At 68.4% G+C, this 19,444-nt stretch carries 19 protein-coding genes; 10 read left to right on the top strand and 9 right to left on the bottom strand.

Features of this window, described 5'->3' with window-relative positions:
- Positions 1 to 3: 3 nt before the first annotated feature.
- Entirely contained in the window at positions 4 to 1,677 is a 1,674-nt protein-coding gene (gene kdpA / locus B7495_RS17430) for a potassium-transporting ATPase subunit KdpA (RefSeq protein WP_088457707.1), read from the bottom strand.
- Positions 1,677 to 1,766, bottom strand: a complete 90-nt coding sequence (gene kdpF, locus B7495_RS17425; RefSeq protein ID WP_103430925.1) for a K(+)-transporting ATPase subunit F — start codon at positions 1,764 to 1,766, stop codon at positions 1,677 to 1,679. The genes kdpA and kdpF overlap by 1 nt, the downstream gene beginning before the upstream one ends.
- A 300-nt stretch (positions 1,767 to 2,066) precedes the next feature.
- Here kdpF and B7495_RS17415 point away from each other — a divergent pair, with 300 nt between their 5' ends.
- Positions 2,067 to 2,453: a hypothetical protein gene (locus B7495_RS17415; RefSeq protein ID WP_151199605.1), complete on the top strand. Its 387-nt coding sequence runs from the start codon at positions 2,067 to 2,069 to the stop codon at positions 2,451 to 2,453.
- A 223-nt stretch (positions 2,454 to 2,676) separates the two neighbouring features.
- Here B7495_RS17415 and B7495_RS17410 read toward each other — a convergent pair whose 3' ends face one another.
- Positions 2,677 to 3,186: a septum formation family protein gene (locus B7495_RS17410; protein WP_088457704.1), complete on the bottom strand. Its 510-nt coding sequence runs from the start codon at positions 3,184 to 3,186 to the stop codon at positions 2,677 to 2,679.
- Positions 3,187 to 3,526: 340 nt separating this feature from the next.
- Here B7495_RS17410 and B7495_RS17405 point away from each other — a divergent pair, with 340 nt between their 5' ends.
- The 3 genes from B7495_RS17405 (at position 3,527) to B7495_RS17395 (ending at position 6,043) form a co-directional block, all read left to right on the top strand.
- Positions 3,527 to 4,021: a Dps family protein gene (locus B7495_RS17405; protein WP_088457703.1), complete on the top strand. Its 495-nt coding sequence runs from the start codon at positions 3,527 to 3,529 to the stop codon at positions 4,019 to 4,021.
- A 202-nt stretch (positions 4,022 to 4,223) separates the two neighbouring features.
- Positions 4,224 to 4,679 (top strand): SRPBCC family protein, encoded by a 456-nt coding sequence (locus B7495_RS17400; protein ID WP_088458170.1) that lies wholly within the window; start codon positions 4,224 to 4,226, stop codon positions 4,677 to 4,679.
- Between the two features lie 125 nt (positions 4,680 to 4,804).
- Positions 4,805 to 6,043 (top strand): LCP family protein, encoded by a 1,239-nt coding sequence (locus tag B7495_RS17395; protein WP_240632305.1) that lies wholly within the window; start codon positions 4,805 to 4,807, stop codon positions 6,041 to 6,043.
- Between the two features lie 4 nt (positions 6,044 to 6,047).
- Here the strand turns inward: B7495_RS17395 and kduI are convergent, their stop codons facing one another.
- On the bottom strand, positions 6,048 to 6,878 hold the full coding sequence (gene kduI, locus B7495_RS17390; RefSeq protein WP_088457701.1) for a 5-dehydro-4-deoxy-D-glucuronate isomerase: 831 nt from the start codon (positions 6,876 to 6,878) through the stop codon (positions 6,048 to 6,050).
- Positions 6,879 to 7,308: 430 nt separating this feature from the next.
- On the opposite strand from kduI, the gene B7495_RS17385 reads away from it, so the two are divergent.
- The 3 genes from B7495_RS17385 to B7495_RS17375 all read left to right on the top strand — a co-directional run bounded on the left by B7495_RS17385 (position 7,309) and on the right by B7495_RS17375 (position 9,870).
- Positions 7,309 to 8,769, top strand: a complete 1,461-nt coding sequence (locus B7495_RS17385) for a glycoside-pentoside-hexuronide (GPH):cation symporter (RefSeq protein ID WP_088457700.1) — start codon at positions 7,309 to 7,311, stop codon at positions 8,767 to 8,769.
- 79 nt (positions 8,770 to 8,848) lie between these two features.
- Entirely contained in the window at positions 8,849 to 9,580 is a 732-nt protein-coding gene (locus tag B7495_RS17380) for a fumarylacetoacetate hydrolase family protein (protein ID WP_088457699.1), read from the top strand.
- Between the two features lie 56 nt (positions 9,581 to 9,636).
- Complete coding sequence (locus tag B7495_RS17375) at positions 9,637 to 9,870, top strand: tautomerase family protein (RefSeq protein WP_088457698.1); 234 nt, start codon at positions 9,637 to 9,639, stop codon at positions 9,868 to 9,870.
- A 70-nt stretch (positions 9,871 to 9,940) separates the two neighbouring features.
- Here the strand turns inward: B7495_RS17375 and aztD are convergent, their stop codons facing one another.
- The 4 genes from aztD to aztB are packed head-to-tail and all read right to left on the bottom strand — an operon-like array spanning position 9,941 to position 14,334.
- The gene (gene aztD / locus B7495_RS17370; RefSeq protein ID WP_088457697.1) at positions 9,941 to 11,170 is read right to left on the bottom strand and encodes a zinc metallochaperone AztD; all 1,230 of its coding nucleotides are present in this window, start codon (positions 11,168 to 11,170) and stop codon (positions 9,941 to 9,943) included.
- A 30-nt stretch (positions 11,171 to 11,200) separates the two neighbouring features.
- Entirely contained in the window at positions 11,201 to 12,121 is a 921-nt protein-coding gene (gene aztC / locus B7495_RS17365) for a zinc ABC transporter substrate-binding protein AztC (protein ID WP_088457696.1), read from the bottom strand.
- Positions 12,122 to 12,125: 4 nt separating this feature from the next.
- Positions 12,126 to 13,445, bottom strand: a complete 1,320-nt coding sequence (locus B7495_RS17360) for an ABC transporter (RefSeq protein WP_151199604.1) — start codon at positions 13,443 to 13,445, stop codon at positions 12,126 to 12,128.
- Positions 13,432 to 14,334 (bottom strand): zinc ABC transporter permease AztB, encoded by a 903-nt coding sequence (aztB, locus tag B7495_RS17355; protein ID WP_088457694.1) that lies wholly within the window; start codon positions 14,332 to 14,334, stop codon positions 13,432 to 13,434. Before aztB ends, B7495_RS17360 begins: the two co-directional genes overlap by 14 nt.
- 49 nt (positions 14,335 to 14,383) lie before the next feature.
- Here aztB and aztA point away from each other — a divergent pair, with 49 nt between their 5' ends.
- Complete coding sequence (gene aztA, locus B7495_RS17350) at positions 14,384 to 15,085, top strand: zinc ABC transporter ATP-binding protein AztA (protein ID WP_088457693.1); 702 nt, start codon at positions 14,384 to 14,386, stop codon at positions 15,083 to 15,085.
- An 11-nt stretch (positions 15,086 to 15,096) separates the two neighbouring features.
- On the opposite strand, the gene B7495_RS17345 is transcribed toward aztA, so the two are convergent.
- Positions 15,097 to 15,477: a DUF5655 domain-containing protein gene (locus tag B7495_RS17345; protein WP_088457692.1), complete on the bottom strand. Its 381-nt coding sequence runs from the start codon at positions 15,475 to 15,477 to the stop codon at positions 15,097 to 15,099.
- Between the two features lie 251 nt (positions 15,478 to 15,728).
- Between B7495_RS17345 and B7495_RS17340 the strand changes: the two genes are divergently transcribed.
- Complete coding sequence (locus tag B7495_RS17340; RefSeq protein WP_088457691.1) at positions 15,729 to 18,032, top strand: MMPL family transporter; 2,304 nt, start codon at positions 15,729 to 15,731, stop codon at positions 18,030 to 18,032.
- Positions 18,033 to 18,083: 51 nt separating this feature from the next.
- Positions 18,084 to 19,421: an MFS transporter gene (locus tag B7495_RS17335; RefSeq protein WP_088457690.1), complete on the top strand. Its 1,338-nt coding sequence runs from the start codon at positions 18,084 to 18,086 to the stop codon at positions 19,419 to 19,421.
- Positions 19,422 to 19,444: the final 23 nt, after the last annotated feature.

Here is a 19,444-nt window from a genome sequence, read left to right as displayed (position 1 = left end):
GGCTTACTGCAGCCCTTCCGCCAGGGGACCCAGCGCGAGTACGGGGAAATAGGTGAGAGCGGTGATGATGATCGTCACGCCGAGGAGCAGGCCCACGAACAGGGGCCGGTTGGTGGGCAGGGTGCCCGCGGTGGCCGGCACCCGATCCTGCGCGGCGAACGAGCCGGCCAGGGCCAGCACGAACACCATCGGCAGGAACCGGCCGAGCAGCATGGCCACGCCCAGCGCGGTGTTGAACCAGGGCGTGTTCGCGGTGAGGCCGGCGAACGCGGAGCCGTTGTTGTTGGCCGCAGAGGTGAAGGCGTAGAGCACCTCGGAGAGCCCGTGCAGGCCGGGATTCCAGATCGACGTGGCCTCCACATCCGCTCGCACGGCGGGGATCGCAAAGGACAGCGCGGTGCCGGCGAGTACCAGGGTCGGCGTGATCAGGATGTACAGGCTGGCCAGTTTGATCTCCCGCGGGCCGATCTTCTTGCCCAGGTACTCCGGGGTGCGCCCCACGAGCAGGCCGGCCACGAACACCGCGATCACGGCGAGGATGAGCATGCCGTAGAGGCCGGAGCCGGTGCCGCCGGGGGCGACCTCGCCGAGCATCATGTTGAGCATCGGCATCATGCCGCCGAGCGCCGTGTATGAGTCGTGCATCGAGTTGACCGCACCCGTGGAGGTGAGGGTCGTCGAGGTGGCGAACAGGGTGGAACCGAGAATGCCGAATCGGGTCTCCTTGCCCTCCATCGCACCCCCGGCCAGCCCGGGGGCGGTGCCGGCGCCGTTCAGTTCGAACAGGGTGAGGGCGGTGAGCGAGACCACGAAGATCGTGGCCATGGTGGCCAGGATGGTGTAGCCCTGCTTCTTGTCGCCCACCATGGTGCCGAAGGTGCGCGGCAGGCTGAACGGGATGGCGAGCATCAGCACGATCTCGAACAGGTTGGTGAAGCCGTTCGGGTTCTCGAACGGATGCGCCGAGTTGGCGTTGAAGAAGCCACCGCCGTTGGTGCCGAGCTCCTTGATCGCCTCCTGGGAGGCCACCGGGCCGCCGGGGATCGACTGGGTGGCCCCGCTCAGTGTCGTGACATCGGTGAATCCGGTGAGGTTCTGGATGACGCCGCCGAAAAGCAGCACGATCGCGCCGATCACCGCCAGCGGCAGCAGCAGCCGCAGCACCCCGCGGGTGAGGTCCACCCAGAAGTTGCCGATGGTGCCCGAGCGGCGCAGCATCAGGCCCCGCACCAGGGCGATCGCCACGGCCAGGCCCACGGCGGAGGAGACGAAGTTCTGCACCGCCAGGCCGGCCAGCTGCACGGTGTAGCCCAGGGTGACGTCGGGGGAGTAGGACTGCCAGTTGGTGTTGGTCACGAACGACACCGCGGTGTTGAACGAGAGGCCTTCCGGCACCGCGTCGAAGCCCAGCGAATAGGGCAGCACGGCCTGGGTGCGCTGGAGCGCGTAGACGAACAGCATTCCCACCAGCGAGAACGCGAGCACTCCGCGCAGGTACGCCGACCAGGTCTGCTGGCCGCGCGCATCCACCCCGATCAGCCGGTAGAAACCGCGCTCGACGGCGAGATCCTTGTGTGAGGTGTAGATGGTGGCCATGTAGTCGCCGAGCGGGCGGTGCAGCACCACGAGAACAGCCACGAGGGTGAGGGCCTGCAGGATGCCCAGCCAGAGAGCCATTAGAACCGCTCCGGTTTCACGAGGGCGAAGACCAGGTAGCCGATGGCGCCCACAGCGAGTACGGCGGCCACGATGTCGAACACGATCACAGTTTCGCCACCCCCCAGGCCACAAGGCCGATCAGTGCGAACACGGCGATCACGCCGAGCACGTAGACAAGGTCGAGCATGCGATTCTCTCCATCCGTAGGCCGCCGGTGTACCGGTCGGCATCCGTGCTCCGCACGAGCACGAACCGAGTAAACACCCGTGCCGTGCCGCCCCACGGTTTCCTAACGAACCCCTAACGCCCGGCCTGCATCCGGCCGACACCGGCCGGTTTGCGCGGCCCGGCCTCGTCCTGACCGTTCACCCGACGCCGGCCCGGCATCGGGCACAACTCCTGATGGATTGCCCCGGCCGGGCCGAACAGGCCGTTCGATCGCCGCGTCCGCGTACGACGGGATGCTGCCCGACGAGGCGATCACGACGCCCGCGCCGGTAGGTGAGGAGGCCAACCTGCTGGAACCGTTCCCCACCGCGGGTTGGCTCGATGGCGGCGACCAGTTCGCGATCGTCCTGGGTGGCAGCTCGAGATGCCCCAGCTGCCCGGTGTCGATGGTCGTCGACGACAATCGCACCCTGAGCATCGAGATCGGGCAGGGCGGCGGCCCGGCCTGCACGGCCGACCTGAAGCTGCGCACTCACGTGCTCACGACACCGGCCGGGCTGGACCCGACCGGGGAGATCACCATCCGCTGCAGCGAGTCGGAAACCGCGGTTCTCCCCGCGCTCTGAGCCCCTGCCTGGCGGGCGGAAGCGCCCGGGCGTAAAAAAGCCCCGGCACCGCTCACGCTTTGGGGGAAAGGGAGCTGGCACCGGGGCCAATCGTTGGAGTGGGGGAACTCCAGGTGTAACCGTACGCCCTGTGGGCTGAATGTGCGATGCACGCCGCCTTAGAGTTTTCTATGTGCCGGCCGTGGGCGGCACTGCTCCGGCGGTGTTCCCCGGTCGGGTGGGGCTAAATGCCGGTGCCGGCGAGTGAGCCGGTGGTCTTGTTCTCAGCCATGGCGAGGCAGAGAATTTCTCGGTCTCCGCTGTCCCAGCTGCCCTCGCTGGGGGAGAGGTAGTTGAAGTCCAGGGTGGATTCTTCGTAGGACTTGCCGATAAAGGTGGCGAACTCGGCGACACAGCGTTCCTCCGCGATCTGGGCGAGGGCCTCGTCACCGGGGAAGGCGCCATCCTCGCTCACGTCGAAGGCGAAGTAGGCCTCGTAGTCATGGGCATCCGCACACGGAATGGCCGTGACGCTCTCGACCGCGTCGGCGTCCTGGTCATTGAAGCAGTCGCCGACCGCCAGCGAGAAGACATCGGCCTCACCGGCCTCGCTGATCTCCTGAGTCTCGGCATCCCGTGCCGCTTGCTGGGGAAACAGGTCGCTGATCGCGGTGCACCCGGAGAGGGTCAGCGCGCCGACCGAGAAAGCGGCGATGAGCAAACCGGTGCGCAGGCGTGCGGTGGTGCGGGACATAGTGGTGCCTTTCAACCGATGCTGGGGTCCAGAGCGCAGGGCGGTGTGCGCACACAGTCAGAAAATGCCACCCGATGCACGAACCCCAAGAAAATTGGCACTGGTGGCGCCTCCATCTTGGCCGACGCCGAAACACCAGCGCAAGCCACACCCGCGTCGCTCACTCGCAGGAATCGCCGAAGGTGTAGCCGCAAAAGCCCCGAAAACCCAGGCCGGAACCGAGGGTGTCCTGAGTCGCGGTTTTGTCGGCGACCGCTGCTAGTGTGTGCTCTCAGAACAGGCGGGGCATCGGCCGACCATTCGGCCGAAATCCATTCCCGCCGGTGACGAAGGGAATTCCATGAAGGCATCCGCAGAACTCGGCAGCAACCTGCAGTCGGTCCTGGTCGACCTGATCGAACTGCACGTCCAGGGCAAGCAGGCGCACTGGAGCGTCGTGGGAAAGAACTTCCGCGACCTGCACCTGCAGCTCGACGAGATCATCGACGACGCCCGAATCTTCACCGATGAGCTGGCCGAGCGGATGCGCGCCCTCGACGCCCTGCCCGACGGCCGCACGGAAACCGTCACCAAGACCACGCACCTGCCCAAGTTCCCCGCCGGCGAGGTCGACACCACCGAAACCGTGGGCCTGGTCACGGCGCTGCTCACCGCTACCGTCGACAACATCCGTGAAATTCACGAGGCTGTCGATGAAGAAGACCCGGCCAGCGCCGATATCCTGAACGGCTTCATTCTGAAGCTCGAGCAGTATATCTGGATGGTCAGCGCGGAGGACCGGAAGCCCCGGAAGCCCACCGCGAAGGACTCGACCCGCCCGGTCGGCAAGGCGTAAATTGCCTCCGGCGGCCGGATTCGGCTAAGAATTCGGCCGCCGCCGTGACGAATGGGCGCGTGAATGCGTCATAGGTAAGACGAACACATCGCACTACCCAGTCCGCCCACCCGGCTGTGACCCGTCCGCCAGACCTGATCGGCGAGACCGAGTCGTGATCGGTAAGACGGGGCGCCCACTCAAGGAATAGAGGATGAATCCCGTGACCCAGGTAATCGAGACAATCGACGTAGACGTTCCCGTGCGGACCGCGTACAACCAGTGGACCCAGTTCGAGTCTTTCCCGCACTTCCTCGACTTCGTCGAGAGCATCACGCAACAGGACGACACCCACACGCACTGGAAGGTGAAGATCGGTGGAGCCGAACGTGAGTTCGATGCTGAGATCACCGAGCAGCACCCCGACGAGCGCGTCGCCTGGAAGAGCATCTCCGGTGACGAGAAGCACGCCGGCGTGGTCACCTTCCACCGACTGAGCGACACGACGTCCAGGGTCACCGTGCAGCTGGACTGGGAGGCCGCAGGCTTCCTCGAGAAGGTCGGTGCCGTGTTCGGCGTCGACGACCACGTGATCCGCAAGGACCTCAAGCAGTTCAAGACCTTCGTGGAGAACCCGGCCAACCAGGCCGGCGGCTGGCGCGGAGACGTTTCCGTCTGACCCACCCGCGGTTCGCTCCATCGTCGACCCTCTGGCCGCGGTTCCCCCGCCAGACTATGCTCCGTGCGAGAGGCCTAGCATCAAGCTAGATTCCGTCTCGAGCCGTGCAACGGATGGGCCGACCGGTGACCGAACTGCAGCACACGACGGGCATTGCCCGGCATGGACGACTGAAGAGGTCCCACGCCGTGACGGGGGTGCTGAGCGCGGTGGCCCTGGGCCTGGCCGTGCTCCTCGTCAGCGGCGGGGCCGTCACGGCGTTCGCGCTCTGGCAGTTCCGCAGTGCGGTGGTCGCCAACTCGATCGACATCGACGGACCCGCCGCCGACGCCGATCCGGCCCCGGGGATCGGCAGCTACGAGAACGGTTTCAACCTGCTCATCGTCGGTGTCGACAACGACTCGGCCCAGGGCGCGACGTACGGCGTGCGGGAGACCACCCTCAACGACGTGAACATCCTGGTGCACGTGTCAGCGGACCACAGCACCGCCGTGGTCGTGAGCATCCCCAGAGATCTCGTGGTGGCGCATCCCGAATGTATCGATAGCGCCACCGGCGCGGTGGTCGGCGAACTGGCCGCCGCCCCGGTGAACGAGGCGATGGGCCGCGGCGGTCTGCCCTGCGTGGTCAGCACCGTGGAAGAACTCACCGGGCTGGAGATCCCCTACGCGGGACTGACCTCATTCGCCGGTGTGGTTCGGCTCAGCGATGCCGTCGGCGGCGTGCCGATCTGCCTGTCCGAACCCGTCGACGACCCGAAGGCCGGCCTCTCCCTGCCCGCCGGCACCAGTGTCGTGTCCGGCGATACCGCCCTGGCCTTCCTGCGCAGCCGTTACGGCGTCGGCGACGGCAGCGACCTGGCCCGTATCTCGTCGCAGCAGCTGTACCTGGCCTCGCTCATGCGCACGGTGCGGGGCGACGGCACCTTGACCGATCTGCCCAGGCTGTACGCCCTGGCCAATGCGGCGGCCGGCAATATCAGTCTCTCCACGAGCCTCGCCCACACCGACACCATGGTGTCGATGGCGCTGGCGTTGGCGGACATCGACCTGGACAGGCTGGTCTTCGTGCAGTATCCGGGCACCACGGAGGATCCGGCCTTCCCCGGCAAGGTGGTTCCGCTGCAGGGCCTCGCCGACACGATGTTCGCCAAGATCGCCGCCGACGAGCCGTTCACCCTCGGTGCGGCCCCGCCCACCGACGAACCGCTCGTCCTCGGACCGCCGGCCGAGACCCCAGAGGCCCCCGGCGAAACGGATGCCGCGGCGCCGCCCGCGACACCGACACCGACCCCCGTGGCGTTGGACGGTCTCACCGGGCGCACGGCCGACGACGAGTCCTGCGCAGAGGTGAACGGCGGCTGAGCGACTACCTCAGTTCGGCCGGCTGCACGTGGTCCATGTCGTCGAAGGCCTTGTTCTCGCCTGCCATCGCCCAGACGAATGAGTAACTGCCGGTGCCGAATCCGCTGTGCAGTGACCAGCTCGGGGAGATGATCGCCTCGTTGTTGGCCACGACCAGGTGACGGCTTTCGGTCGGTTCGCCCATCAGGTGGATCACGCGGTGCTCCGGAGCGAGGTCGAAGTACAGGTAGCACTCGGTGCGACGGTCGTGGGTGTGGGCCGGCATGGTGTTCCACATGCTGCCGGTGCTCAGCACCGTGACGCCCATCACAACCTGGCAGCTCTGCACGCCATTGGCGTGGATGTACTGGTTGATGGTGCGCTCGTTGGAGGTGGTGGCGTCGCCCAGCTCGCGCACGGTGCCCTGGCCCTTGCCGACCAGCGTGGTCGGGTACGCGGTGTGGGCGGTGGCGGAGAACAGGTAGAACGCGGCCGGTGCGGCCCCGTCGGCGCTGGCGAAGACCACATCCCTCACTCCGCGCCCGATATAGAGGCACGCTCCCGGCTCGAGGTCGTAGGCGATGCCGTCGACCGAGATGGTGCCGGCGCCGCCGACGTTGACGATGCCCGCCTCGCGGTTTTCGAAGAACGTGTCAGTGCGGAGCACGTCGTATCTTCCGAGCGTGATCGGGCCGGTCACCGGGCGGGCGCCGCCGAGCACGATGCGATCTTCGTGGGTGTAGGTGGCGCGGAACTCGTCATCGGCGAAGAGGTCGTCGACGAGGTAGTTCTCGCGCAGGGCCGCGGTATCGAAACTGCGGATTTGGGCGGGATTGGTGGAATGACGCAACTGCATTGTTTTTCTCATTTCCTCTGGAGGTGTGGGTCATCTGCTGGCGGATGCCGCGGCAGACCCTGACGTTCCGTCTCGCGGAACAACCTACCAGTAATTAACCGGGGAGCGGAACTCTTTTTGCGAAAATAGGACTTTAGTCCCGTTTAGATCGGGCGTGGCACACTTACTCTAAGTCTGTACCACGGCCATGCGTTCCGCCCAGCGGAATCCGCTTCTTGGCACTGAAGCTCAACGAGGAGGAACCAGTGAACGCGCACGCATCCACGCCCACCTCGCCGGCGCTCGGCGCCCGCACCAGCTTCGGCTGACCACGTCCTCCCTGCTGCCCCGGCCACGCCGGCGGCCGCGCCTGGAACCCTTCCGGCCTGCCGCTCACGGCAACGTCGCCCGCACTACCCACTGATTGCAACGGAAAGAGTGATAGCGCCCCATGAGTATCCAAGACAACATTGACGTCGTCCCGGACGCAGCGCCCGTCGTCACAGCCGATGAGGCTGAAGGAACCCTGACCGGGAAGGAGAAGGTCGCCTACGGCGTCGGTGACCTCGGTAACGGGTTCATGTTCGACCTCGGCCAGGTCTACCTGACCAAGTTCTGGATCGACACGGCCGGCATCGGCCCGGCAGTGGTGGCGCTGATCTTTGTTCTGGTCAAGCTCTTCGACGCCGTGATGGACACTGTCGCGGCGCTCTTCATCGACGGCCGCAAGGTCGGCAAGCGCGGCAAGTTCCGCCCGGTCATGATGGTCTCCGCCTGCATCCTCGCCGTGATGACCGTGGTCACTTTCACCATGCCCGACGTGGCGATGGGCTGGAAGATCGCCTTCGCCGCCGGTTCCTACGCCATCTGGGGCGCTACTTTCTCCTTCGCCAACGGACCGTACGGTTCACTCGCCTCGGTGATGACCCGCAACATCAAGGAACGCGCCCAGCTGGCCACCTCCCGCCAGGCCGGTTCGCTCGGCGCCCAGTGGATCTGCGGCATCGCCTTCATCCCGATCATGATGATGCTCGGTGGCATGACCTCCCGGAACTACATGTGGGCCGCCGTCGTCATGGCCGTGCTCGGCATCATCTGCTTCTGGATCTGCTACAAGGGCACCAAGGAACACGTCGTCGTGAACCGGGAAGCCAATAAAGAGAAGACCAGCCTCAAGGACTACGGCCGCGCCGTGCTCACCAACCGCCCGCTGCTCGGTCTCGTGCTGATGAGCCTGTTCACCATCTCCTCGATGAACGTGAACAACATGATGATGATCTTCTTCGCCGAGTTCAACCTGGGCAACATCGCCCTGATGGCCGTGCTCAACTTCGTCATGATCGGTGCCTCCATTGTGGGCATCATGTTCATCCCCAAGCTGGTCGTGCGCTTCGGCAAGAAGCGCACCGTCATGGTGAGCTTCGCCGTCGCGGTTGTCGCCAACGGTTTGAACTTCATCCTCCCGACCAACCTGTGGACGTTCATGATCCTCGTCACCATCGGGTACGTCGCACTGTCGATCCCGAACGGCATCACCTGGGCCTTCGTCTCCGACACCATCGACTACGGCGAGTGGCACACCGGCGTGCGCCGCGAAGGCATGACCTACGCCGCCTTCAGCTTCTCGCGCAAGGTCTCGCAGTCCCTCGCCGCACTGGTGGGAGCCGGCATGCTGGCCGTCTCGGGCTATGTCGCCCAGGCCACCAGCCAGTCGGAGGAGACACTGCTCGGCATCAAGGCCGTGATGACGCTGTACCCGGCGGTCGCTCTCACCATCGCCGCCGTCATCGTCTACTTCGTCTACAACGTGAGCGATGACAAGTACCGTCGCATCGCCAAGGACCTGAACGAGGGTCGTTGGGAACACGGCATCATCGGCGAGAGCACCCGCGCCACGCTCGCCACGAAGTAACCCAGCACCCATAGGAGGGGCGCCGTGTGCACGCACGGCGCCCTGTTCGTCTTTTCACTCCTCTTTCGGAAAGCAGCTCATGCGCATCGCCAGGCTTGACACTCCCACCGGCCCCCGTCACGCAGTCGCCCTGGGTGACCGCTGGCACGTGATCGCCAGCCCATTCGCCGCGCCCCTGGTCTACACCGGGGACTCGATCCCGGCCGACGAAGCCGTGCTCCTCGCATCCGTCGACCCGCGCGTGGTGGTCGGCATCGGCCACAACCAGCCGGGCCACCCCCTGCCCATGCAGGCCTGGCACAAGTCGGTGCACTCCGTCGCCGGCTCCGGCGACGACATCTACGCGGTGCGCGACGTGGGCACCGTGAACATCGAGGGCGAGCTCGCCGTCGTGATCGGCACCTCGGCCACGAACCTCACTCTCGAGAATGCCTTCGAGGCCGTACTCGGCTACACGGTGGCCAATGACGTCACCAACGTGGATCAGTGCCCGATCGACCAGCGCAACTTTCAGGGCAAGAGCGGCAAGAACTACACCCCGCTCGGCCCGTGGATCGAAACCGAACTGGCCGACCCGGAGAACGTCGCCACCGAGGTGGTCATCAACGGAGCCGTCGTGGCCAACTCGGGCTCGTTCAACCTACCCTCCTCGGTCGCTGCCACTCTCGTCTACGTGACGAAGTGGCTCACCCTCGAGCCCGGCGACGTGGTGCTCACCGGAGCCCCCGGCACCGACCTCCCCGTGCAACCGGGCGACACCGTCGACATCACCCTCGCCGGCATCGGCACCCTGAGCAACACCATCGCCTGAGCCAAAAAACCCAACTTGCCTGCCGATTCAGCGGGCGACAACAATAAGGAGCACACATGCCCAATATCACCGTTCAACTACTCGCGGGCCGCGACATCAACCAGCGCCGGGCTTTTGTTCAAGACGTCACCAACAGTGCCGTTCTGACCCTGGGCGCACGTCGCGACGACGTCCGGATCGTTTTCGAGGAGATCACGCCGGACATCGTCGCGAACGGTGGAGTCTTCGCCAGCGAAGACGAAAGCCGCGCAGAGGTCGTCAGTCGTTTCGTCCCCGAGGCCAGCGCGTAGCAACACCCGCCGGCGACGAGTCCTGCGCTCAGGCCTACAACGGCTGAGCGGACCCGCCGCCACGAGATCGCTAGCCGGTAACGACCGCGATCTCGTTCGGCGTGGTCGGCAGCTCCACAGAGGTGACGACCTTTCCGGTGGTGAGGTCGACGGCGTGCAGCGAGTTCGTGGCCGGTTCGGTCACGTAAGCGGTGCTGCCGATCACGACGAGCGCCGGGTGGGCATCCTGCCACTCGACAGGGCTCTCCCAGGCACCGATCACCGGGAAGGAATCGCCGAGCTCGCCGGTCTCGGGGTCAAGCACGTAGAGCGAGCCGTCCGAGGCCAGGATCAGGGCCTCGTCGTTCGGGCCGCGGGAAACGCCCCGCCAGGTGTATTCCACGCCGGTCGGCAGGTCGATCACCGTGGAGGTCTTGGCCACGGTGTCTACGAGCACCAGCTCGCTCAGCAGGTAGCCCTCGGAGTCGGGGTCGGAGTTGTAGTCACCCACGGCAATGGTGGAGGTCTCGGAAACGTACATATTGCCGGTGCGGCCGTAGGCGTCCGGCGCCGGGATCTTGGTGATCTTGCCGTCGTCGTAGACCAGCACGCCGTCGCTGCAGCCGAACACGGCCACCTCGTTCGCGGCCGCGCCTTCGCCGTGTACCGAGGGGCACTCGGCGTTGCGGGCGGTCTCCTCCCGGTCGGCGTTCAGCACGCGGATGCCGGTGCGAGCCTCCGAGGTGCCGACCGTGCTGAGCAGGGTGCCGTCTTCAAGCTCGATGGACACGCCGTGGTGCGCGGCTTCGGCGGGAATGACCTCGGTGGCCGGCAGTTTGTCGGGGGCTTCGAGCAACGCTGTGGTCTCGAAGATCGTGGTGTCGCCGGTGCCGTCGGCGTAGAGGATGGTCTTGTCGCCGTGCCTGACCACATGCCCGGCGGCCGGAGCCTCGAAGACCAGGTCGGTGAGCGCGGGGTCCGCGGTCTGGGCATCGCCGGAGGAATCGGTCCAGGTGCCGGTGTCGAGCACCCGGAAACCGTCGGCGGTGGTGACCAGAACGTGCCGGCCGTCCCCGGCGGTGTTCAGTCTGTTGAACCCGGCCAGGGGCAGGTCGGCTTCGAGGTCCAGGGTGTCGCCGTCGAGCACGTAGAGCCCGCCATCGTAGGTGAGGGCGACCCGGGGCTGTGCGGCGGTCGTGGTGGTGTCGGTGGCCGAGCCGGAGTCGCGCGGGGCGGCATCCGTGGAGGCGCAGGCGGACAGGAGGATGGCCGATGCGGCGATGACGGCTGCGAAGGCCGTGCTGCGGTGCTGTGTTCTCATGTTTTCTTTTCTGTGTTGGAGGGCGCCCGATCAGGGGGAGAGCCCGGTGGTGATGCGCTCGGTGTTGGTGCGCATCATGGTGAGGTAGCTGTCGGCGCCCGCGCCCGGTTCGCTGAGCGATTCGGTGAACAGTTCCACCACGGCCACGTTGAGGCCGGCCTCGTCGGCGAGCACTTGCACGAGCCGGTCGGGCTGGGAGGACTCGGCGAAGATGGTGGCGACGCCGGCGGTGTCGATCGCGTCGACGAGGCTCCGCAGGTCTGAGGCGCTCGGTGCGGCGAGGGTGGAGCCGCCCGGGATCACGGCCCCCACGACGGTGAAATCGAACCTGTCGGCCAGGTAGCCGAAGACGTGGTGGTTGGTGACCAGGTTGCGGCGCTCGGACCCGATGGCGGCGAAGGCCGTGGTCATCTCGGCGTCGAGGGCCTGCAGCTCGGTCGTGTAGGCCGCGGCCTGCGCCTCGATCAGGGCGGCATCGACGCCCGCCACGTCGGTCCGCACGGCCGCGGTGACGGCCTCGACGACCTCGACCATGCGGGCCGGATCGGTCCAGAAGTGCGGGTCGGCCGTGTCGCTGCCGGTGCCGCTGGCGTAGGGCAGCGGGTCGATCACGGTGCCCGCGGCAAGCATCGCCACCCCCGCCGTGTCCGCCGCGTCGAGCTGCTGTTGCAGGCCCTCCTCGAGTCCGAGACCGTTGGACACCACGAGGTCGGCGCGCAGGATGCGCGCGGCCTCCTGTGCGGAGATCTCGAACGAGTGCGGGTCGGAGTTGGGGCGCATCAGGGTGAGAACCTCGGCCTGGTCGCCGACGATGTTCCCGACGACGTCGCCGAGGATGTTGGTGGTCACCACGATGAGCGGCCGGTCGCCGGCCGGGGCGGCGCAGCCGGAGAGGGCGCCGAGGCCGACGGCGACGGCGAGGGCCAGGGAGAGGGAGCGGATGGAGCGCATCGGTCTACCGGCCCGTCTCGGCGAGGAAGCGTGGTTCGCCGTCGATGGGGAAGGTGCGGGCGATACGCGCGCCGTCGGCGTAGTCGATCTCGTAGACCAGCCCGTCGGCGGGGGCGTTCAGGTAGGCCCGGCCGGCGTCCACGGTGAGTTCGACGCCGGCGAGCAGCGCCTCGGCACCGGTGGCGGCAAGGGTAGCCGGCAGCAGCGGCTGGGTCGCGGCAAGGGTGCTGCCGGTCGCGGCCTCGAGAACGAGCACCCGGCCGTCCTCGGCGAGGGCCACGACGTGTTCGGCGGAGTCGTCGACCGCCGACACCTGCAGCAACGGGGTGTCGGTCACCAATGGCGACCAGCGGCGCTCCCGGGTGTCGAGCAGCCAGGCGCCGGTGTCGCCGGCGACGGCGGCCACGGTGGGCCGGCCGGCGCGGTTGGCGAACTCGAGGGCCCGGTCGGTGGCGGCGACGCCGGCGGGGTACGGGATGCGTTCGAAGGTGATCGTGGACTCTGCCGCCCCTTCGCCTGCGCTGGCGGTGTCCGCCGTGGCTAGCAGGGCTCCGTCGGAACAGCCGAACACCACCCCGACGGCAGTGCTGATCGTTCCGGAGAGCTCGGCGCAGTCCGCGGTCGCCCCGGCGATCGGGACGCCGAACGAAGTGAGCACCTGCACGGCGTCGATGCCGTTCGTGGCGCTGCCCGGCGCATCCGTACGCCCGGCGATCACTCGGTCGCCCACCGGCGCCAGCATGCCGGGGCCCGGCTCGACGTCGATTCGGGCGAGCTCGGTGATCGTGCCGTCGCCGAGGTCGCCGGTGTCAAGGATCACGGCGGTGCCGGTGTCGGCGAAGCGCACCGTGGTGAGGGTGCCGCCGCCGGAGGTGACGCCGGCGCCGCTGCCGGTGACGGTGCCGACCACGGCAGGATCGGCCCGGTAGTAGTGCTGGTGGTCTTCGTGGTCCACGGTCCAGGCGCCGCTGTCGACGATCGTGACGGCGCCCTGCTCGGCGGCCGCGGCGAACACGAAGCGACCGTCGGTGGAGACGCCGCTCACCTGGTCGAGGGTGGTGACGGAGGTGGAGGTGCCGTCGAGCAGATCGAGCAGGTCGAGGCGGCCGGCGGAGTTGACCGTGGCGAGGTGCAGCTGCGGTTCGGCCATTTCGGCGGCGCCGGCCACGTATCCGTGCGGAGCGGTGCTTGCAGTTGGCGCGGGTGCTGGGCTCGCGGCTGGGTTGGAGCAGGCGGTGATGCCCAGCAAAGCGGCGGCGCCGAGCACGGATGCGACGGTTCGGGTGGTCAGGGGAGCGGTTGTCAGGGAACTACTGGGAGGCACTGGCGACTTTCTGGTCGGGCATGGAGGGGGCGATGGCCGGCCGTGCGGCCGTAGGGAAGGCGGAGTGCGCACGGACGAGGCTGACGAGCCGGCGCCCGGCTGCCGAGACGGCGACGAGGCCCACGGATGCAGCGGCGATCGTGGCGCCGGCTGCGGTGCCGGCATGCCAGGAGACGAGGAGCCCGACGACCACGGCTGCCGCGCCGAGCAGGGTGGCGAGCAGCATGATCGCCCGGATGCGGCGCAGCCAATGTCCGGCGGCGACGGCGGGCGCGAGCAGCAGGCCCACTACGAGCAGGGAGCCGACGGCGCCATAGGAGGCGACCACGGCCAGGGTGACCAGGCCGACCAGCACCAGCTGGGCCAGCCGCGGTCGGAGGCCCAGGGTGCGGGCGAGGCGCGGGTCGAAGGCCAGCGCCACGAAGGCACGGTGGAACAGAGCGGCCAGGACCACGGTGACGGCGAGGGCGATGGCCAGCCCGGCCAGGTCGCCGGCCTGGATGGCGAGCACGTCGCCGAACAGGATTGCGGTGAGGTCCACCGCGAAACTGCGCGAATGCGACACGATGATCACACCGAGGGCGAGCATCCCCACGAAGAGCAGGCCGATGCTGGTGTCGGAGGAGAGCCGCCCGCGGCGGGTGATCAGGCCGACACCCAGGCTCATCACCAGCGCACTCACGGCGGCGCCCGCGATCACCGGCAGGCCAAGCAGCGAGGCGAGAGCCACACCGGGCAGCATGCCGTGCGCCATCGCCTCACCGAGGAACGCCATGCCCCGCACGACCACCCAGCTGCCCACGACGGCGCAGATCGCGGCCACGAGCACACCACCGAGGAGGGCGCGCAACATGAAATCCGCCGAGAGCGGGTCGGTGAGCCAGGTCATGACAGCGACTCTAACTGATAATGGTTCTCATTATTGATACGATGGGGGCATGCAACCCACCCGGACCTCCCCTCAGATCCCCGTGAATCCGCCGCGGATCACCGTTCGGAACATCCGGGTGACTCATGGGCACACCGTTGCCCTCGACGGCGTGTCGGCCGCTATCGAGCCCGGCCGGGTGACCGCTCTGGCCGGCGCGAACGGGTCGGGCAAGTCCAGCCTGCTCGGGGTCCTGGCCGGAATCCAACCCTGGCAGGCAGGCGAGCGCCACGCGGTGGGCGCCGGCCGGATCGCGATGGTGGTGCAGCGGAGCACGGCCCCCGACACGCTGCCGCTGACCGTGCTCGAGACCGTGAGCATGGGGAGGTGGGCACGCCGGGGCCTGTGGCGGCCGCTGTCCGGCGAGGATCGCGCCATCATCGCCGACAGTATCCGCGCCCTCGGCCTGACCGGGCTCGAGCGGCGCTCGCTCGGGGAGCTCTCCGGCGGCCAGCGCCAGCGCGCCCTGGTGGCCCAGGGGCTTGCCCAACGGGCGGATGTGCTGTTGCTCGACGAACCTGCCGCCGGGCTCGACGGTGACGCGCTGCTGCTCATCGACCTGGCCGTCCGCGCCGAGGCCGACCGGGGCGTCGCCGTCGTCTGCGCCACCCATGACCCTGCGGTGATTCGCCGAGCCGACCGGGTAATTCGGTTAGCGGCGGGTGTCGTCGTCAGCCACGCAGCCACGGGGGAGCATGGCGAGAGGAGTTGACGCGGCGGCGCTCAGCCGGCCTGAGCCCAGGCCTCGCGCAGGCAGGCGAGCACGCCGGGTTCGAGATCGTCCGCGGAGTGCAGCTCGAGATGGTGCATGAAGTGGTTGAGCGTGGGCTCGACCACCTCCTTCCACCGCGACGAGGTGTCGAACCGGTCCAGGTCGACGGTGAGCACGAGCGGGGCCACGCTGCCGGAGAGGTACTGGCCAGGTAGCCAGGTCCACGCGAAGGAGCGTTGCCGGCGGAATGCGATCTGGCTCGTCGTCACGCGGACCTCGGCGTCACCGATCGACAGGACGGCCGCAGAGACCGCATCGAAGAGCGTCCGCGCGAGCGGATCGCGGCCCGCGAAGTACTGCTCGAGCGGGATGGTCTTCGCCAGTGCGGTCATGTGCGCCAGGGTAGCCCCGTCCGCCCGGTTGCACCCGAACCGCCGGTTGCGCCAGCACCCGCACCTCTGGTTGAGCTTGCACCCGCTGGTTGAACCTGCACCCGCTGGATGAGCCTATCGAAACCGGGTGAGTTGCCCGCCCAGACCCGCCACGGGCGCCCCGACGGGAGTAGCTTGGCCGCGGTAGGGCCGGCGGCCCGGCGCATCCGGGCAGAGCGGGTGCGCATCCACTAGCTGAGGAATGACCCGCCATGTTGCGAAAACTGGGCGTGAGCGTCGCCCGCCACCGTCTCATCGCCCTGCTGTGCTGGGCGGTGGCGCTCGCCGCCTGCCTGGCCACGGCCCTGCTCGGGGTCACCGGGGAGAGTCTCTTCCAACGGCTGTCCAGCGCAGGCCCGTCGGTGGACGGTGAGGCCCAAACCGCCACCGACCTGATCGAGGGCCCGGCCGACCAGCAGACCGAATCACTCTCCTTGCTTGTGCACCCCACCGACCTGGCCTCACCCGACCTCGCCGCGATCCTCGACTCCGCCACCCTGCGGCTCGAACAGGTCGACGGGGTGGCCCAGGTGGTCAATCCGCTCGTCATCCCACCGCTGCCCGACGGAAGCCCCAACCCGGCGGCCGCGCCACTGCTCTCCGCCGACGGTGCGGGGATGCTCCTGACCGTGGCCATGGACACCACAGACGGAACCGTCAGCGACCCGCTGCTCACCTACGTTCAGCGCCGCCTCCAGGTGGCCGCCGACGAGATCGGCCAACTGGACCCCAACGCCCAGGTGGAGGTCGGCGGAGCGCCCCTGATCGTGGAGTCCCTCGTCGCCGTCGCCGAGTCAGACCTGCAGAAGGGCGAACTGATCGCGCTGCCGATCGCGCTGCTGGTGATGCTGATCATCTTCGGCGGTTTCCTCGCCGCCGGCATCCCGCTGGTCGGTGCGATCGCGTCGATCATCGGGGCGCTCGGGATGCTCTACGCCTTCACCTACGTGTCGGACATCGGCATCACGGTGATGAACGTGATCACCGTGATCGGGCTCGGCCTGTCCATCGACTACGGCCTGCTGATGGTCAGCCGGTTCCGGGAGGAGTTCCGGGCCCGGGTGGGCGGCGGCGGCCCCGGCGCTCCGCCGGGCCCGCACGGCGAGCCGTTCGCGGACCTGCCGCCGCTGAAAACCGGGGAGCTGGCCACCCTCCCGCACCACCGTCACAGTCGTCACGAACTGATACTCCAGGCCGTTGGCGCCACGGTCAACACGGCCGGACGCACCGTGTTGTACTCCGGGCTGACCTTCGCGATCGCCACCGCGGGGCTGCTCGTGTTCGAACCGTCGATCATCCGGGCCATCGCCATTGGCGCCATCTGCGTGGTGCTCATCGCCATCCTCACCGCGCTGGTCATGGTGCCGGCGCTGCTCGGCTACCTCGGCGAACGGCTGGTGCAGCCCGGCGTGCTCACCCGCATCCCCGGAGTCGGCCGGTGGCTCACCCGCTTCGGCGACATCGCGCCGGAGGAAGGCGTCTTCTCCAAGCTGGCCCGGCTCGTGCAGCGGGCGCCGGTGCTCGTCGCGCTCGGCGGCACCGCCGTGCTCCTTCTGCTGAGTAGCCCCGTGCTGTCGATGACGGTCGCCAACAGCGCCGACGACGCCATCCCGCCCTCGTCCACCCAATACGACTTCATCACCACCCTGAACGAGGAGTTCCCGCTGGCAACCGCGCCGCGGGTGCTGCTGGTGTCGAACACCGACGAGGCCGCAGCGGTCGCCTGGGCGACCGAGGTCGCCACCCTGCCCGGGGTGACTTATGTGGCGCCGCCGGTCGACCAGAACGGCCACTGGGTGTCCAGGGTGGAGGTCGACACCCACCAGGGCGACGACGTGGTGCGCTTGATCCGCGCCGACCGGCCGGCCTTCGACAACTGGGTCGCCGGCGCCGACGCGCAGGCCGTCGACTACCTCGACTCGCTGGCCGGGGGAGCGCCCTGGGCGGTGCTGATCATCGCCCTCGCCACCTTCGTGCTGCTGTTCCTGATGACCGGATCGGTGATCATCCCGCTCACCGCCCTGGTGATCAGCGCGATCTCGCTGGGCGCGGCCGCCGGCGTCCTGGTCTGGGGGTTCCAGGAGGGCAACCTGTCCGGCCTGCTCAACTTCGACCCCGTCACCATCTCCGGCGTCGACGCCCTCGTGCTCACCCTGGTGCTCACCTTCGGGTTCGGCCTCGCCATGGACTACGAGATGTTCCTGCTCGCCCGGATCAAGGAGCACCACGACCGCGGCGAGAGCACCCGCTTGTCCATCGAGACCGGCCTGCAGAGCTCCGGCCGTATCATCACCTCGGCCGCGCTGATCATCGTGCTGGTCTTCGCGGGCTTCGCCACCGGGGAGCTGATGCAGATGAAACAGATCGGCACGGCCCTGGCCGTGGCGGTGCTGCTGGATGCGACGCTGGTGCGGATCGTGCTCGTGCCCGCCGTGATGACCTCCCTCGAGCGAGTCCTCTGGTGGGCCCCGCGCTGGACCGCCCCCATCCACACCCGCTTCGGCCTCAGCGAATAGCAACACATGACGCGCACGGGCCCGGCCGGGCCGGCGTGGTTGACTTGCGGCATGGCTACTCGGGGGCGCACGGCGCAGGACCGCGCCCCGGGCGGTGCCGGTCCGTTCGCCTTCGCGCCGTTCCGCTGGCTGCTCACCGCCCGCACCATCGCCACCCTGGGCAACGCCGCCGCCCCGATCGCCCTCGCCTTCGCGGTGCTCGACCTCACCGGGTCCGCGGTGGACCTCGGCATCGTCGTAGCCAGCCGCTCCCTAGCCAACGTGGCCGTGCTGCTGTTCGGCGGGGTGATCGCCGACCGGCTGCCCAAGCACCTGCTGCTCGTGGGCACCTCCCTCGCGGCCGCGGCCACCCAGGCCGTGGTGGCCGTGCTCGTCCTGTCGGGCTCGGCCACCATCCCGTTGCTCGTGGTCCTCAGCATCCTCAACGGGGCCGTGGCCGCCGTCAGCTTTCCGGCCTCGGCCGCGATCGTGCCGCAGACCGTGCCGGTCACCGAGTTGCGCCCGGCCAACGCTCTGCTGCGGCTGAGCCTCAACGGCGGCGCGATCCTCGGTGCCAGCCTCGGCGCGATCCTGATCGCGGCGGTCGGGCCCGGCTGGGGACTCGCGCTGAATGCCGCATCCTTCGCCCTGGCCGGCATCGTCTTCGCGTTCGTTCGCACGCCCAACGCGCAGCGCACCGTCGCTACCGGCGCCGCCGCGCCCCCGGCCAGCGTCTTCCGGGAGCTGCGGGAGGGCTGGCAGGAGTTCTCCAGCCGCACCTGGGTGTGGGTGGTCGTGGCCCAGTTCGCCCTCGTGAACGCCGCGTTTGTGGGAGCGATCGCGGTGCTCGGCCCGCTTGTGGCCGACGAGAGCTTCGGCCGCGCCGCCTGGGGCCTGATCATCGCCGCCGAAACCGTGGGCCTCGCTCTCGGCGGGATGCTCGCGCTGCGCTGGCGACCCCGGCACGCCCTGGGCATCGGGGTGGGTCTGGTCGCGGTGACGGCCTTGCCCATCGTGGGACTCGCGCTGGTGCCGTTGGTGCCGCTGCTCGTCATCGCCTTCCTCATCGGCGGGATGGCCATCGAGCAGTTCGGGGTGGCCTGGGACCAGTCGCTGCAGCAGAACATTCCGCAAGACAAGCTCGCCCGGGTGTACTCCTACGACGCGGTCGGCTCGTTCATCGCCATCCCGGTGGGGGAGATCCTGGTGGGACCGCTCGCGCATGCCTGGGGCACCACGCCGGTGCTGCTCGGCTGCGCCGCGGTGATCGTGGTCGCGAGCCTCGCGGCGCTCTCCGTCCGCAGCGTCCGCCGGCTCACCGTCGGCGTGCCCACGGCCGATGCCGCGCCCGCCCAGGCTGCCGGCACCGATGCTGCTGTGCCTGCCGACCCCGCTCCAAGCCAGCCTTAACTGTTCCCGTTGCGGACATTTGC

Origin of the sequence: Cryobacterium sp. LW097, assembly GCF_002205495.2 — a bacterium.
GTDB lineage: Bacteria > Actinomycetota > Actinomycetes > Actinomycetales > Microbacteriaceae > Cryobacterium > Cryobacterium zongtaii.
Note: the sequence above shows the minus strand (reverse complement) of the source record. Positions and strands in the feature narration are given on the sequence as shown.